Raw genomic sequence first — 13935 nt, 5'->3', positions numbered from 1 at the left:
CTAGGCCAACTTCCGCAACTGCGTCGGCCCCGCCACGTCACCGGCGCCGTAAACGACACGCTCCCAGACTGACGCAATCCAACGGGGATCAACCCGAAGATCCCCTCCCAGCAGCCACTCCACCACGGCCTCGGCGACGCGCGGATAGACCACGCGTCGCGCCTGGCCGTGCTTCAGCCAGAAACCGACGCTTGCCGCATCGAGATCCGGCATAACCGTGCCGAACCCAAGCTGCTCCAGCGCGAGCGCATTCGATAGCTGTTCCAACTGCGCGTGCAGCGGCTTGACCAGAAGCTTTTTTCCCATTTGCAGGGCTTCGCTGGCAAGCTCGAAACCGGCGTTGCAGATGACCCCGACGCAGTCACGTAGGTCATCGTGGAAGCCGTCGCGCGACGGAGGTCGGACGTGGATATGGCTCGGCTTGTCAGCGACCGGACCGGTCCCGTAGACATAGAACTGAAAGTCAGTGAAGCCCTGCAGCAGTCGCACGATCATCCGCGCATCTTCGAAGGGCAGATAGACGAGGATTTTCTCCGGAGCGACGCGATCCGGCTCGGCGGGCGTCTCGATGATCGGCGGGAGAATGGGCTGGTCGAAGTGATGCCAGTGCAAGCCGAGACTGATGCTGGCAGGGGCAAACGACTTCATGACCGTCCGCGCCAGGAAATCGTCGCCGGTGCGCGGAATCGGGAACGCAAAAGCATACTGATGCCCGATCCCAACCGCCCGTACGCCCCTGAGTTTTGCCGCCCAGGCGGTCACGGGTTCGAAATCGGTGATGACCAGATCGTATTCCCTTACCGCCAGTCTGTGCACATCCCGAACAAATCCCGGCAGATCGTTATGGAGGGCGGTCCTGAAATAATCCACCTGACCCGCGTGAGTCTGGAAGGTCAGCCCGGCGCGCCATTCGAAATCGCCGAAAATTTCCATGTCGAACAAGCGGGACCACGGTCGCCCGGTAAACAAGAACGTCACCTCGGCCCCCGCGGCACGCAGCAAAGGCGCCATGACCCGAGCGCGCGTGATGTGGCCGTTGCCGGTCGCCTGAACGCCGTAAAGGATTTTCACTAGCCCAGCACCCGCAGACTCACCGCCGCGACCGTGATTCCCATGGTCATTCCGACCAGCACGTCGGTCGGGAAATGCACTCCGAGAGAGATCCTGGACAAGCCCACCAGGCCGGCCCACAGATAGCCCGGCCATAGCAGCACGGGGCAGAAATAGCCCAGCAGCGTCGCCATCAGGAACGCGGCAGAGGTGTGCCCGGACGGGAAGCTGAAGCGGTCCGATGGAACAATGAGACTACGAAAGTTCGGCAGTGCCTGTTGTGGCCGCCCCCGCCTGAAGCCCTGCTTCAGCAACAGATAGCAACTCCGCTCGATGACGAAGGCGGCCGTGGCGCACGACAGGAACAGGGAGGCTGAGGGGAGTTCCGACCGATATCCATAGCAGTACAGGCCGATCAGCAGGTAGAGGTAACCGTCACCGGTGCGCGAAATCCACCGACTAACGCGAGCGCAGCGGCTAACCGGCCGGCAACCCATGAACCAGTTGAACATGACGACGTCATATTGATGAATCGTCTGGATTAGCTTCATGATCGGATCCTCAGCGCCATTGTCAGCACGAGACAGTAGGCTTACCGCATGAAACTATTCGGACAATCACTTGACCATTCAGTGACAGAATGCAGACAAAGCCCAATGAACATGCGTCCAAACTCGCCCAGACCTGACCTTCATACCGGAGGGATCGCCCCATGAGTACGGCCCGGGTCGCGTTGATTACCGGCGCAGGAAGGCGGCTCGGGGCTGCGATTAGCGCGGCCTTGCATGATGCCGGCTACCACGTCGTGCTGCATTGCAGGCATTCCGTAGCCGACGCCGCGGCACTCGCGGAAAGTCAGAATGCGAAACGGATGAATTCGGCGCGCGTCATTCAGGGCGATCTGCGGGATGTCGCCGCACTACCGCAACTGGTCGCGACCGCTTTTTCGTTCTGGGGTGCGCTGGATGTGCTGGTCAACAACGCGTCAGTGTTCTATCCGACCCCGTTCGAAACAGCGACTGACGCGATGTGGGAGGATCTGCTCGGAACCAATCTCAAGGCCCCCTTCTTTTTGGCCCGCGCGGCCGCACCCTATCTCACGAAGTCCGGCGGAACCATCGTCAACCTCTGTGACATCCACGCCGAACACACGCTCGAAGGCTATTCCATCTACAGCATCAGCAAAGCCGGCCTTGTGGCGCTGACCAAGAGCCTAGCGAAAGAACTGGCCCCAAGCGTTCGCGTCAACGGCGTCGCTCCCGGCGCGATACTCTGGCCGGAAAGCGCATCGAACCCCGAAGAGGAAAGGCAAATCCTGGCACGAGTGCCGTTGGCACGCACCGGATCTCCCGGCGACATTGCGAATGCGGTCGCATTCCTTGTCGATCGAGCGCCCTACGTCACGGGACAGATACTGGCCGTCGACGGCGGACGCACCCTGTTCAATTAGGCATGAGCCGCAGGTCCAGACGCCGCTGTCGCAGGCAGCGCTTGTCGAACGCTGCCCACAGTGTGGCGAAGCTGGTACCCAGCTCAGGGTGGACAAGATCCGCGGCCAATTCGGTTAAAGGTTCCAGGACAAAGGCATAGCGCGTAATGTCATCTCTCGGTATTCGAAGACTCCCGGCCTCGAACACCGCGTTGCCGTAGAGCAGCAGGTCGAGATCAAGCGTACGCGCCGCAAACTTGTCGTCAGCGCGGATTCGCCCCACGTGGGCCTCGATCATCGTCAGGCGTTCCGCCACTTCCAGCGCTGGCAACGTGCAGTCGAAACCGACGACCAGATTAAAAAAAGGATCGCCGACAAAGCCAACGGCTTCGCTCTCATAAACGCTGGACAAGCGCAGGGGACCAAATTCCCGACCGAGTCTCTGCAGGCCGGCACCGATGCTCAATTCCCGGTCGACGTTGCTGCCGACGCCGACGAAAATCTCAGGCACCCGCGCACCCGCGCTCGATGATGATGCCGACATCACTCGCTCCGCTGATGGCCCCTTTCTTATTTACGGTCAAGCGCAACCAGGGGATGGAGAATTCCCCGAGCAAAAGGTCGGCCACGCGTTCGGCCAGCGTCTCAACCAACAAAAACTCGCTGCTTTCCACGAATCCAATCAGGCGTTTCGACAACGCCTTGTAATCCAGTGTGTCGGCAATGTCGTCCGATGCCGCGGCTTTGCGGATATCGGTCCCCATCTCGAGATCAAGGATCACAACCTGCTTGATAACGCGCTCCCAGTCGTAGATGCCGATCGTCGTCTCGATCTGGAGTCCGCGTAGAAATATAATGTCCACCGCTCTCTATTCCCCTATGTTTCCGCCGGCATTGGTAACACACAACTTCGCCGACTGACAACCGACAGACCGCACTCATGATCAACTGGTTCCTAGTGCCCCTGGCCTATCTGCTGGGCTCCGTGTCGACGGCCGTCATCGTCAGCCGGATCGCCGGCCTGCCGGATCCGCGCGAGCAAGGGTCGAAAAATCCCGGTGCGACGAACGTGCTTCGCCTGGGCGGCAAAAAGGCCGCGGTCATCACCTTGCTCGGGGATGCCGCCAAAGGGTTGTTGCCGGTACTGATCGCGAAAAGTCTCGGCGCGGAACCGACGGTCATCGCGGCGACCGGCCTGGCGGCATTCCTCGGCCACCTGTTCCCTGCGTTTTTCAACTTCAAGGGCGGCAAAGGAGTTGCGACCGCATTGGGCGTGCTGCTCGGGTATTCGAGTTGGGTCGGCCTGGCGGCCGCACTGACTTGGCTAGGAATGGCCGCCGCATTCCGCATTTCCTCACTGTCGGCCCTGGTCGCGTCACTTTTGGCCCCGGCCTATTCCTGGTTCCTGATCGGGTCACCGGAGTTGGCAGCTGCGACGGCCGCGATGTCGGCATTGCTGATCGTTCGACACCGGGCCAACATCCAACGACTGCTACGCGGGGAAGAGGGCCGCATCGGCCGCTGAGGGCGGCAGGACAAGGGCTGGCTGGGTCGCCGTGAGACGGACTCAGAGCGGAGCCAGACTGTCCAACGGCCAGCGCGGGTAAGCCGCAATCCGAAGCGGCTCGGCGTGTCCGGCAAGGAGGCGCTGGCAGCCGGCATAGGCGATCATGGCGCCGTTGTCGGTGCAGAACTCGAGCCGTGGGAAATAGACCCGAACCCCTTCCTCCGCCGACATCGCGAGCAGCGCGCTCCGCATCGCGCGGTTGGCGCTGACGCCGCCCGAGACGACCAGGCGTTGCAACCCGGTTTCACGCAGCGCCCGGCGGCATTTCACCAGTAGCGTATCCACCACGGCGGCTTGAAACTCCGCGGCGACATCGGCACGTACGCCCGCGTTGTCGGGGTGAGCGGCGAGCACCTGCAGCACGTGGGTCTTCAGACCGCTGAAGCTGAAGCCGAGTCCCGGACGGTCGGTCATCGGCCGCGGGAAACGGAAACGTCCCGGCATACCGCGCTCCGCCAGCGCGGCCACCGCGGGTCCGCCCGGGTAACCGAGCCCAAGCATCTTGGCCACCTTGTCGAAAGCCTCACCCGCCGCGTCATCCAAGGACTCGCCCAGAATGCCATAACGACCGATACCGGCAACGTCGATCAACTGGGTATGCCCTCCGGATACCAGCAAGCACAGGAATGGGAAGTCCGGCCGATCCACCTCCAGCAACGGAGCAAGCAGATGCCCCTCCATGTGATGTACTGCCAGCGCTGGCACATCCAGGGCCCAGGCAAGCGCCCGGCCAGTGGCCGCGCCGGCCAGTAAAGCCCCCACCAGCCCGGGGCCGGCCGTGTAGGCGATACCATCGAGCTCCGAGCGCCCGATCCCGGCCGCCGAGAGCACCTCGCGCAGGAGTGGCAAAAGCTTGCGAATATGGTCTCGGGACGCCAGTTCGGGAACCACCCCGCCGTAGTCCGCGTGGAGTTGAACCTGACTGTGGAGCGCGTGCGCCAGCAGGCCGTACCGGCTGTCGAATACGGCCAGACCGGTTTCGTCGCAGGAGGTTTCGATCCCGAGCACCCGAAACGAAGTGTTGCTTTGCATGACCACCCGTTTATAATCTCTCGTTTTTCCAGGTCGGGCTGTCTTCAGGCCCGTAGTTTGAGTAGCTTGAGGAGCCCCGGGAAGTCATTCATGCCGTCCATCAGAATCAGAGAAAACGAACCTTTCGAAATTGCCATTCGCCGCTTCAAACGTGCCTGCGAAAAGGCTGGCGTACTGTCCGAAGTGCGGCGCCGTGAATTCTACGAGAAACCGACCGAAGAGCGGAAACGGAAGGCAGCAGCAGCCGTAAAGCGGCATTTGAAGAAGCTCTCCCGCGAGCGTTTCGCATTGCAAAACCTTCGTAAGGGCCGTCCCCAGGTCTGATTCGCCGGTGCGTACACCCCCGCATGAGTGACTCATCCCTCACACTGAAGGAGCGGCTGCAGGCCGACGTGAAGTCGGCAATGAAGTCGGGCGACAAGGCGCGCCTCGGCGCGCTGAGGCTGGCCATGGCGGCCATCAAGCAGCGCGAGGTGGATGAACGCGTCGAACTCGATGATGCGGCAGTCATCGCCGTGCTCGACAAGATGCTGAAGCAGCGACGGGAATCGATCAGTCAGTACGAAAAAGGCGGACGGCAGGACTTGGCCGAAATCGAGCGCGCTGAAATCGAAGTGCTCCAGCCGTTCCTCCCCCATCCGCTGAGCGAAGCCGAGTTGACAAGCCTCATTGAGGACGCGTTGAATCGGACAGCCGCGAACGCCATCGGCGACATGGGAAAAGTTATGGCAATTCTGAAGCCAGCGCTGCAGGGCCGCGCCGATCTGGCGGCCGTTAGCAAAACCGTTCGCACCCGTTTGGGGGCGTGAAGCGAGGTCGGGCAAACCCCATCGAGACCCGCTGCAGCTAGATGGCTGGACGCTTCTCACCCCAGTTCCTCGAAGACCTGCTAGCGCGCATCGACATTGTCGACCTGATCGACTCCCGAGTCAGCCTCAAGGCCAGCGGCACCAACTTCACCGCCTGCTGCCCCTTCCACACCGAAAAGACCCCGAGCTTCACGGTCAACCGACCGAAGCAGTTCTACCACTGTTTCGGCTGCGGTGTGCACGGTGATGCGATCGCTTTCCTGATGGCCTTCGAACGCCTGTCGTTTCCGGAAGCAGTCGCCAGCCTGGCACACAGCGCCGGTGTCGCACTGCCCGACACCCCTCCGGACGACCCGCGTCTTGCTGCCGAGCGGCGCCGCACGCAGAAGCTCTTCGAAATCCAGGACCGCGCTGCGCAGTTCTATGCACGCCAACTCAAAAGCCACCCGCATGGGCGCCGAGCGCTAGATTACCTAAGTCAACGCGGCATCAGCGCGGCGAGCATCGACCGCTTCCGCCTGGGTTATGCACCACCCGGCTGGAGCAACCTGCCGCCGGAGTGGGACCAGGACGACCTGCGGGAAGCCGGCCTCATGATCGCCCGAGAGCGTTCGCAATACGATCGCTTCCGTGACCGGATCATGTTTCCGATTCGCGATCGCCGGGGACGCACGATCGGCTTCGGCGGCCGGGTTCTGGATGACTCAACGCCTAAGTATCTGAATTCCCCGGAGACCGCGATGTTCAAGAAACACCGTGAGGTCTACGGCCTGTCCGAAGCGCTGGAAGCCCAGCGTAATCCGCAGCAGTTCCTCGTCGTCGAAGGTTACCTGGATGTCATTGCGCTGGCCCAGTTCGGCTTCACATCCGCGGTGGCCACGCTGGGGACGGCGATCTCAGAGGACCACATTTCCCTGTTGTTCCGCCACGCCGACGAACTCGTGTTCTGCTTCGATGGCGACGCCGCAGGGATCAAGGCCGCCTGGAAAGCGGTGCTGGCGACCCTCCGCATCCTACCGGACGGCAAGACGACGCGCTTTCTCAGGCTGCCAGACGGCCACGATCCGGACTCCCTCGTGCGCCAGGAAGGCATGGAGACCTTCGGGAATCGCGTTGCCGCAGCGCCCCCCTTGTCCGACTACTTTTTCTCCGAATTGGGGCGGACCACCGCCGATCTGAATACGATCGAAGGACGCGCGAAACTCATCAAGATTGCGACACCGCTGCTGCAGGGCATCAAGCCTGGCCCGTTTCGTCAGATGATGCTGGGGAAACTCGGGGAATTGACCACCCGGAAGGGAACGCCCGTTCCAACCCGGCGCTGGCAGGGGCGCCCACAGCGCCCCGCATCCTCACCCCGCCCCTCGGTACTCCTGCGTATGTTGTCGCTGCTCATAGCGCATCCGCGCCTGGCCAGCCTGATCGACGAGGACAGTCAGGCGAGCGCGGCCGCAGACCCCCGCCTGGGGCGCCTCTTCACGGCGATCATGTCGTTCCTGAGCGCACACCCGGCCGCAGCCGACACCGACCTCCGCGCCTATCTGCTGGGCATGCCCCAAAACGCGTTGATCGACGAGGTGCTAGCGCAGGATGCACTCGTGCCCGAAGGGGGTCTGGAGGCGGAGTTCGAGGGGAGTTTGCGACGCATCGTGGCACAAGCCCTCGACAGGCGTCACGACGAACTGATTCAAGGATCGCGCTCCCGCGCTCTCACACAGGACGAACGTACTGACCTCCGCCAGATCGATGAACTGGGTCGGAAACTGCTGTCCGGCGGACTAAACGCGCAGGAGCGCGCGGAGATACGACGCCTGATAGCCCGAATCGACCGCCAGATTTGACACATCATGCACCGACAGCGATAATTTCGCGTTTTCAGTCTTTCCAAGAATCGAGGTTTCGCTTTGGCCAACATTGCCTCCGCCAAAAAACGCGCTCATCAATCCGAGGAACGCCGCGCTCGCAACATGGCGCAGCGCAGCCGCCTCCGGACCTACATCAAGAAGGTTTTGCTCGCCGTGGAAAGCGGTGACGTGGCTCAGGCTCAGACCGCCTTCCGGGAGGCTGTACCGGTGATCGACTCGTCGGTGAACAAGGGCCTGATCCACAAGAACAAGGCGGCCCGCAGCAAGAGCCGTCTGAACGCCCGCGTCAAGGCGCTGGCGCTTGGTTCAGCAGCATCAGCCGCTAGCTGACCACGAGGTTGTCGCGGTGGATGAGCTCCGACTCGTCCACCCAGCCCAAACAAGCCTCGATTTCGCTGCTCGGCCGCCCCATGATGCGCTGGGTTTCGTCCGCTCCATAGTTGACCAAACCCCGGGCGATCTCAACGCCACTTGAATCGAGGCAGGCCACCAGATCCCCGCGCCTGAACTCACCCTCGACCGCGGTCACACCGATGGGCAGGAGGCTCCGCCCCTCGCCACACAAAACGCGCACGGCGCCGTCGTCCAGGCGAACCGCGCCCTTCAATTTCAGCTGACCCGCCAGCCAGCGCTTGCGCGCCAGCATGGGTGAGATATCCGGAATCAGGAACGTTCCGACCTCCTCACCGCGAAGGACCCGAGCCAGCACCTCGTGCTCGCGACCGCAGGCAATCACCGTCGCGGTACCGGAACGCGCCGCCAGACGCGCGGCCCGCAGCTTGGTTATCATGCCACCGCGCCCCAGACCACTCCGACTGTCACCGACCATGGCCGCGAGGCCCGGATCGTTGATGCTGGCCTGCGTGACCAATGCGGCGTCCGGATACAAGGTCGGATCCCGCTCGAACAGGCCCTGTTGATCGGTGAGGATGATCAGCAACTCCGCCTCGACCGAATTCGCCACCAAGGCCCCGAGCGTATCGTTGTCGCCGAAGCGGATCTCATCGGTTGCGACCGCATCGTTCTCGTTGATGATCGGGACAGCGCCGAGTTCCAGCAGCGTCAGCAGCGTACTGCGCGCATTGAGGTACCGCTGTCGGTCCGACAGATCGTCGTGGGTCAGCAAGACCTGGGCGGTAGGTAGCTGGTGCACCTGAAACAAGGTTTCATAGGTCTGCACGAGACCCATTTGCCCTACCGAAGCCGCGGCCTGCAGCCGATGCAATGAACGAGGCCTTACCTTCCAGCCAAGCCGGCTCATCCCCTCCGCAACCGCGCCCGACGACACTAGAACGACCTGGCGCCCGGAGCGACACAGCTGCGCGATTTGGTTTACCCAGCCCGTGACAGCCGAGTGATCGAGGCCGCGCCCGCCGCCGGTCAGCAGCGCGCTGCCGATCTTGACGATGACGCGTTTAGTCCGGTGAAAGTCCGTCCGGCTCTGCATATTCCGTATCCGCGCGTTCGAGAAAACTCATGATGTCGAAGACCATCTGTCGCAAACCGTCTCCGCGCAAAGCGGATATGCGGTAAACCGGACCTTGCCAGCCCAACGCCGCAATGATCTCGTCACAGCGCGCCGCCGCCTCGACAGCGGTCCAGGTATCGAGTTTGTTCAGCACCAGCCAGCGCGGTTTCAGGTCGACACCCTGCCCCCATTTAGCGAGTTCGGCATCCACTTTGGCAAAAGCGGAGATCGGTTCGTCATCGCTGACGATGCCCACATCGAGCACATGCAGCAACAGATGCGTGCGAGCGAGATGGCGGAGAAACTGAACGCCGAGCCCTGCACCTTCGGCCGCCCCCTCGATCAACCCAGGAATGTCGGCTACCACGAAACTCTGCTCGTCGTCGACGCGCACCACGCCAAGGTTGGGATGCAGGGTCGTGAAGGGGTAGTCGGCGACCTTCGGCTTGGCTGCGGAGATGGCCCGAATCAGGCTCGATTTCCCGGCGTTGGGCATGCCGAGCAGACCGACGTCAGCGATGAGTCGCAATTCGAGCAGCAGATCGCGTTTTTCACCGGGAGTGCCAGGGGTCGCGCGCTGTGGCGCGCGGTTGGTACTGCTCTTGAATCGCGTGTTGCCCAGACCGTGGAAACCGCCTCGCGCCACGACCAACCGCTGTCCGGCCACCGTAAGGTCGCCCAGTTTTTCGCCGGTTGCCGGATCGTGCACCACCGTGCCTACCGGCACCCGCAATACACAGTCTTCGCCGCGGGCTCCGGTGCAGTTCGCTCCGCCCCCTTTCTCGCCCCGCCCGGCGCGATGGACCGTGTGAAAACGGAAGTCGACCAGGGTGTTCAGGTTCTCGGCAGCGTCAAGTATGACATCCCCGCCGTCCCCGCCATCACCCCCGTCGGGACCACCGAAGGGAACGTACTTCTCGCGACGGAAGCTGACGCAGCCGTTGCCGCCATCGCCTGCTTCGACCCGAATGCGAACTTCGTCTACGAATTTCATTCGTGCATAGAAAAAGCCCCGGCAGCCGGGGCTTCTTGCGTTACTGAGCGCTGCCTGCGAGCGAGGCAGGCGTGTATGGCAGCACGACGGCCGTCAGTTACTACCGTGCACCGGCACCCGCCAGGCGGCGGCACAGCCGAAAGGATCAAGCGACGATGCTGACGTACTTCCTCTTGTCCGCACCCTTCACCCGAAACTGCACCTGACCGTCGGCCAAAGCGAACAGCGTGTGGTCCTTGCCCAGACCCACGTTTTCACCGGGATGGAACTTGGTTCCGCGCTGCCGGATGATGATGTTTCCGGCTTGCACGAACTCACCGCCGAAACGCTTTACGCCCAGCATTTTGGGCTTTGAATCGCGACCATTACGGGAACTGCCGCCCGCCTTCTTGTGCGCCATGGGTAGATCTCCTGATTGCTGGCTAGCCCGAGATGCCGTCGATTCGGATCTCGGTGTAGTTTTGGCGGTGCCCCATCTGTTTCATGTGGTGCTTGCGGCGCCGGAACTTGATGATTCGGATCTTCGGGTGCCGACCATGCGCGGTGACGGTCGCGGTGACCTTGCCGCCTTCGATGAACGGCCGGCCGACCCGGTTACCCTCTTCGCTAGCGATCATGAGCACGCGATCGAGCTCGATGACCTGACCTGCCTCGGCGGCGAGGGTTTCGATCCGCAGGGTCTCCCCTGGCGCAACCCGGTACTGCTTGCCACCCGTCTGAATTACCGCATACATGCCAACACTCCGCGTCGGTTTGTTACCGAAAGCCGCGCATGGTACAGCGAAAGGTCCGCAAGCGTCAACGACGGCCGGCACCGCGCGCCTTCGCTCAAGCGCGCCGCCGTGGGTCGGGCGCGAGCCGGGCTGCTCGTGACCCTCTCCGTGCTTGCATTTTTTGGGAACATTCTTTATAAAAACGCGGTGCCCTCAGGGCATAAACAAAGAAGCTTGTTATCTGACTTCGTACTAAGAAAGAGGAGGATTTATGAAAAAGGTACTGGTCCTGCTGAGCCTGGTCATGATGTCTCTGGGCGTCGTGGGTTGCGGCAACTCTCCCGATGGCGACAAGCAAAAGCTCGAATCTTCGTTCAGCTCGCTGCGCTGATCTTCGCTTCCGGATTGCCGGTTGCCTCGCCTGAACAACAACGAAGCGCTTACTAGCGAACAAACCACAAGCGAGAGGCAACGCGAGAGAATAGAGCCCGAGCATAGACTCGGGCTTTTTTATGGCCAACGGCGTCCGGGGGAAAGGTCTAAACGGCATCGGCTTGGGGAATCGGCGTACCCCAGCCCATCCGCCCCTATCGCTTTACTTAGATCGCTGACGCGTTTCTTCCTTGACAGCAGGTCAGCAACGGGTAACATATCGCCGCGATAGCAGCCGGATATCAATCTGCAGCCTATTCTGACTAAACTCCACTCAACTAAGGTAGGTAAAATGGGAGCTATACTCGATCTGGTCGAAAAAATGAGATCCCCGATGGGCATCGTGGTCACGATCGCCATCATTGCTATTGGTGTATTCTTCATTCGTTGGGTGTTTTCCGACAACGACAAGCAGTAAGCTGCGGGTGCGAGGCAAGCGTAGGGCGTGCCTCCAAAACAGCCGCATTAGTTTGCGCGTCTACTGCCCTTGCCCCGCAACGTTTCTGTCAGATAAAGCTGGAGCATACCGGCTTCAGCACGAAGAATTCGGTCAGTCACTATCGCCCCCGGCGTTCGCGTGTCGCAACCCGCGATCTTTAGTGGATAGTTTCAAATGCTAATCCTGGTCACGGGCGGGACCGGATTCATCGGGCGCTCTCTCTGCAACCGACTGTTGGCTGACGGCCACTCGGTCGCTGTACTGAGCCGGCAGCCCGCCAAAGTGGCGGGCCTGTTCGGTTCGAATGTTAGCCCTGTTCAGCCACATAGCCTGGCAGGCACCCTGCAACGGTGCGATGCCGTCATTAATCTGGCTGGAGCACCGATCTTCGGCCCGCGTTGGTCCGCCGCGCGCAAACGCGTGTTGCTGGACAGTCGGGTCGCTCTGACCGACCAGCTCGTCACCCAAATCGCGGACCAGCAAAATCGGCCGCGCATACTGCTCAGCGGATCGGCGATTGGCTACTACGGCGATCGCGGCGATGTGTCGCTCTCCGAAACCACCACTCCCTCCGACGGATTTCCCCACGAGTTGTGCGCTGCCTGGGAACGCGCGGCTGGCTGGGCTACCGAACTCGGTGTCCGCGTCTGCACGCTGCGAACGGGGCTGGTTCTGGGACCTAAAGGCGGTCTTCTGCAACGCATGTCGCTACCGTTTCGGCTCGGTCTCGGGGGTCGACTCGGCACCGGTCGTCAATGGATGTCCTGGATTCACATCGACGACCACGTCGAGGCGATGCTCGCGCTGTTGAACACGCCGCACGCTCAAGGCCCCTACAATCTGACTGCGCCGACCCCTGTCACGAATAGGGTGTTCACCGAAGCGCTCGCGCGCCAATTGCATCGGCCAGCCATAGCCCACCTTCCGGCCCCGCTACTGCGACTGCTGCTAGGCGAAATGGCGGAACTACTTCTTGCCAGTCAAAAGGTCATGCCACAACGCTTGACGGAGGAATTGGGCCTCGTCTTCAAGTTTCCAACGCTGGAACTTGCGTTGTCCGACTGCCTGAAGCCCTCCTGAACCGGTCTACCCGGCGCGTCTCGGACGGTGGCTGTTTGGCGTGTGACCGCACGAACTGACAGGGCGGACTTTCTCGTAATGCTAAACCTGATCTGAGCCGGTGCGAGTCCTGATCACGGGAGCCTCTGGCTTCGTCGGGCGCGCGCTCTGTCACGCCCTGAGCCGTGCAGGCTTGTGCGTCCGAGGCGCAAGCCGCAGGCCGCTGTCTGTCTCCGAGGATACCGAGGCCGCGTTGGTCGAGGAACTCGGACCAGACACCGATTGGTCCGCGGCACTGGCGGGCGTCGATGCCGTCGTACATTTGGCCGCCAGAGTGCATGTCATGCACGACCCATCAGCCGACCCGCTGGCTGAGTTCCGCCGGGTCAATGTCCTGGGCACGAAGGCGCTGGCGCGCGCTGCTGTGCGATCCGGCGTTCGCCGTCTCGTTTTCGTCAGTTCGATCAAGTCCATGGGAGAGCGGACACTGCCCGGACAGTCGTTTGACGAGAACGATCGCGCCGAACCGCTCGATCCCTACGGCATCTCAAAGTGGGAAGCAGAACAAGCGTTGACCGAAATCGCCGCGGAAACCGGCCTCGAAGTCGTCATCGTCCGCCCGCCGCTGGTCTACGGGCCGGGTGTCCGCGCCAATTTCCTGGGCCTGATGAAGCTTGCGTCCCTCGGCCTGCCGCTGCCGGTTGCCCGTCTCGACAACCGCCGCAGCCTCGTCTACCTGCCCAATCTGTGCGACGCGCTATTGCGGTGCACCATCGATCCACGCGCCGCCAATCAGCTGTTCCTGGTAGCCGATGACGAACCTCTCTCGACGCCCGAACTGATCCGCGCACTAGCGCCGTCACTGGCGGCCAAAACACGGCTGCTGGCCGTGCCGCCTGCCATGCTGAGGTTCGCGGCGGTCCTGACCGGCCAATCGGCCGTGTTTTCGCGACTTTCGGAGTCGCTCGTCATCGACAGCCGCAAAATTCGCGAGCATCTTGACTGGACGCCCCCGTTCTCGGCGCGGGAAGGGCTGGCCGTGACCGCGCAGTGGTACCGAAGCGGCCGGAACGCCTGA

Annotated in this window: 17 protein-coding genes; 8 read left to right on the top strand and 9 right to left on the bottom strand. The window is 62.0% G+C overall.

Annotated elements, in window-relative coordinates; all coding sequences use genetic code 11:
* Window positions 1-1071 (bottom strand): MJ1255/VC2487 family glycosyltransferase, encoded by a 1071-nt coding sequence (locus ACW73L_RS06385; protein ID WP_498920814.1) that lies wholly within the window; start codon window positions 1069-1071, stop codon window positions 1-3.
* The gene (locus tag ACW73L_RS06380; protein WP_498920812.1) at window positions 1071-1601 is read right to left on the bottom strand and encodes a phosphatase PAP2 family protein; all 531 of its coding nucleotides are present in this window, start codon (window positions 1599-1601) and stop codon (window positions 1071-1073) included. Before ACW73L_RS06380 ends, ACW73L_RS06385 begins: the two co-directional genes overlap by 1 nt.
* A gap of 161 nt (window positions 1602-1762) precedes the next feature.
* Here ACW73L_RS06380 and ACW73L_RS06375 point away from each other — a divergent pair, with 161 nt between their 5' ends.
* Window positions 1763-2500, top strand: a complete 738-nt coding sequence (locus ACW73L_RS06375; protein ID WP_498920811.1) for a pteridine reductase — start codon at window positions 1763-1765, stop codon at window positions 2498-2500.
* On the opposite strand, the gene folK is transcribed toward ACW73L_RS06375, so the two are convergent.
* Together folK and folB are read right to left on the bottom strand one after the other, a co-directional pair.
* On the bottom strand, window positions 2493-2990 hold the full coding sequence (folK, locus tag ACW73L_RS06370) for a 2-amino-4-hydroxy-6-hydroxymethyldihydropteridine diphosphokinase (protein WP_498920809.1): 498 nt from the start codon (window positions 2988-2990) through the stop codon (window positions 2493-2495). The two genes, ACW73L_RS06375 and folK, sit on opposite strands and share 8 nt — an antisense overlap.
* Complete coding sequence (gene folB / locus ACW73L_RS06365) at window positions 2983-3342, bottom strand: dihydroneopterin aldolase (protein WP_129884051.1); 360 nt, start codon at window positions 3340-3342, stop codon at window positions 2983-2985. The genes folK and folB overlap by 8 nt, the downstream gene beginning before the upstream one ends.
* 77 nt (window positions 3343-3419) lie before the next feature.
* On the opposite strand from folB, the gene plsY reads away from it, so the two are divergent.
* Window positions 3420-4004, top strand: a complete 585-nt coding sequence (gene plsY / locus ACW73L_RS06360) for a glycerol-3-phosphate 1-O-acyltransferase PlsY (protein ID WP_498920808.1) — start codon at window positions 3420-3422, stop codon at window positions 4002-4004.
* Window positions 4005-4046: 42 nt separating this feature from the next.
* On the opposite strand, the gene tsaD is transcribed toward plsY, so the two are convergent.
* Window positions 4047-5078: a tRNA (adenosine(37)-N6)-threonylcarbamoyltransferase complex transferase subunit TsaD gene (tsaD, locus tag ACW73L_RS06355; protein WP_498920805.1), complete on the bottom strand. Its 1032-nt coding sequence runs from the start codon at window positions 5076-5078 to the stop codon at window positions 4047-4049.
* Window positions 5079-5168: 90 nt separating this feature from the next.
* On the opposite strand from tsaD, the gene rpsU reads away from it, so the two are divergent.
* The 4 genes from rpsU (at window position 5169) to rpsT (ending at window position 8082) form a co-directional block, all read left to right on the top strand.
* Window positions 5169-5402: a 30S ribosomal protein S21 gene (gene rpsU, locus ACW73L_RS06350; RefSeq protein ID WP_129884048.1), complete on the top strand. Its 234-nt coding sequence runs from the start codon at window positions 5169-5171 to the stop codon at window positions 5400-5402.
* Window positions 5403-5425: 23 nt separating this feature from the next.
* A complete protein-coding gene (locus tag ACW73L_RS06345) occupies window positions 5426-5887 on the top strand; it encodes a GatB/YqeY domain-containing protein (RefSeq protein ID WP_498920803.1) in 462 nt (153 codons plus the stop codon).
* Between the two features lie 41 nt (window positions 5888-5928).
* Window positions 5929-7728: a DNA primase gene (gene dnaG / locus ACW73L_RS06340; RefSeq protein ID WP_498920802.1), complete on the top strand. Its 1800-nt coding sequence runs from the start codon at window positions 5929-5931 to the stop codon at window positions 7726-7728.
* A 63-nt stretch (window positions 7729-7791) separates the two neighbouring features.
* Window positions 7792-8082 (top strand): 30S ribosomal protein S20, encoded by a 291-nt coding sequence (rpsT, locus tag ACW73L_RS06335; protein WP_139557405.1) that lies wholly within the window; start codon window positions 7792-7794, stop codon window positions 8080-8082.
* Here the strand turns inward: rpsT and proB are convergent.
* The 4 genes from proB to rplU form a co-directional block, all read right to left on the bottom strand.
* On the bottom strand, window positions 8075-9199 hold the full coding sequence (gene proB / locus ACW73L_RS06330) for a glutamate 5-kinase (protein WP_498920800.1): 1125 nt from the start codon (window positions 9197-9199) through the stop codon (window positions 8075-8077). The two genes, rpsT and proB, sit on opposite strands and share 8 nt — an antisense overlap.
* Window positions 9168-10214 (bottom strand): Obg family GTPase CgtA, encoded by a 1047-nt coding sequence (gene cgtA, locus ACW73L_RS06325; RefSeq protein ID WP_498920799.1) that lies wholly within the window; start codon window positions 10212-10214, stop codon window positions 9168-9170. Before cgtA ends, proB begins: the two co-directional genes overlap by 32 nt.
* Before the next feature lie 145 nt (window positions 10215-10359).
* Window positions 10360-10614, bottom strand: a complete 255-nt coding sequence (gene rpmA / locus ACW73L_RS06320; RefSeq protein ID WP_129884042.1) for a 50S ribosomal protein L27 — start codon at window positions 10612-10614, stop codon at window positions 10360-10362.
* A gap of 22 nt (window positions 10615-10636) precedes the next feature.
* Window positions 10637-10948 carry a 50S ribosomal protein L21 gene (rplU, locus tag ACW73L_RS06315; protein WP_129884041.1) on the bottom strand — a complete coding sequence of 104 codons (312 nt, stop codon included), beginning with the start codon at window positions 10946-10948 and terminating at the stop codon, window positions 10637-10639.
* 1024 nt (window positions 10949-11972) lie between these two features.
* Here rplU and ACW73L_RS06310 point away from each other — a divergent pair.
* Both ACW73L_RS06310 and ACW73L_RS06305 read left to right on the top strand, forming a co-directional pair.
* Window positions 11973-12878, top strand: a complete 906-nt coding sequence (locus ACW73L_RS06310) for a TIGR01777 family oxidoreductase (RefSeq protein WP_498920796.1) — start codon at window positions 11973-11975, stop codon at window positions 12876-12878.
* A gap of 100 nt (window positions 12879-12978) precedes the next feature.
* Complete coding sequence (locus ACW73L_RS06305; protein ID WP_498920795.1) at window positions 12979-13935, top strand: UDP-glucose 4-epimerase family protein; 957 nt, start codon at window positions 12979-12981, stop codon at window positions 13933-13935.

Source organism: Methylolobus aquaticus, assembly GCF_054172105.1.
The sequence above is the reverse complement of the archived record's forward strand: the minus strand, read 5'-3'. Positions and strand labels throughout refer to the sequence as shown.

Coding starts and splice junctions, on each gene's coding strand:
- dnaG (WP_498920802.1), top strand. CDS start 5,929: ATGGCTGGACGCTTCTCACCCCAGTTCCTCGAAGACCTGCTAGCGCGC.
- plsY (WP_498920808.1), top strand. CDS start 3,420: ATGATCAACTGGTTCCTAGTGCCCCTGGCCTATCTGCTGGGCTCCGTG.
- rplU (WP_129884041.1), bottom strand. CDS start 10,948: ATGTATGCGGTAATTCAGACGGGTGGCAAGCAGTACCGGGTTGCGCCA.
- ACW73L_RS06380 (WP_498920812.1), bottom strand. CDS start 1,601: ATGAAGCTAATCCAGACGATTCATCAATATGACGTCGTCATGTTCAAC.
- proB (WP_498920800.1), bottom strand. CDS start 9,199: ATGCAGAGCCGGACGGACTTTCACCGGACTAAACGCGTCATCGTCAAG.
- rpmA (WP_129884042.1), bottom strand. CDS start 10,614: ATGGCGCACAAGAAGGCGGGCGGCAGTTCCCGTAATGGTCGCGATTCA.
- ACW73L_RS06310 (WP_498920796.1), top strand. CDS start 11,973: ATGCTAATCCTGGTCACGGGCGGGACCGGATTCATCGGGCGCTCTCTC.
- ACW73L_RS06375 (WP_498920811.1), top strand. CDS start 1,763: ATGAGTACGGCCCGGGTCGCGTTGATTACCGGCGCAGGAAGGCGGCTC.
- cgtA (WP_498920799.1), bottom strand. CDS start 10,214: ATGAAATTCGTAGACGAAGTTCGCATTCGGGTCGAAGCAGGCGATGGC.
- ACW73L_RS06345 (WP_498920803.1), top strand. CDS start 5,426: ATGAGTGACTCATCCCTCACACTGAAGGAGCGGCTGCAGGCCGACGTG.
- tsaD (WP_498920805.1), bottom strand. CDS start 5,078: ATGCAAAGCAACACTTCGTTTCGGGTGCTCGGGATCGAAACCTCCTGC.
- rpsU (WP_129884048.1), top strand. CDS start 5,169: ATGCCGTCCATCAGAATCAGAGAAAACGAACCTTTCGAAATTGCCATT.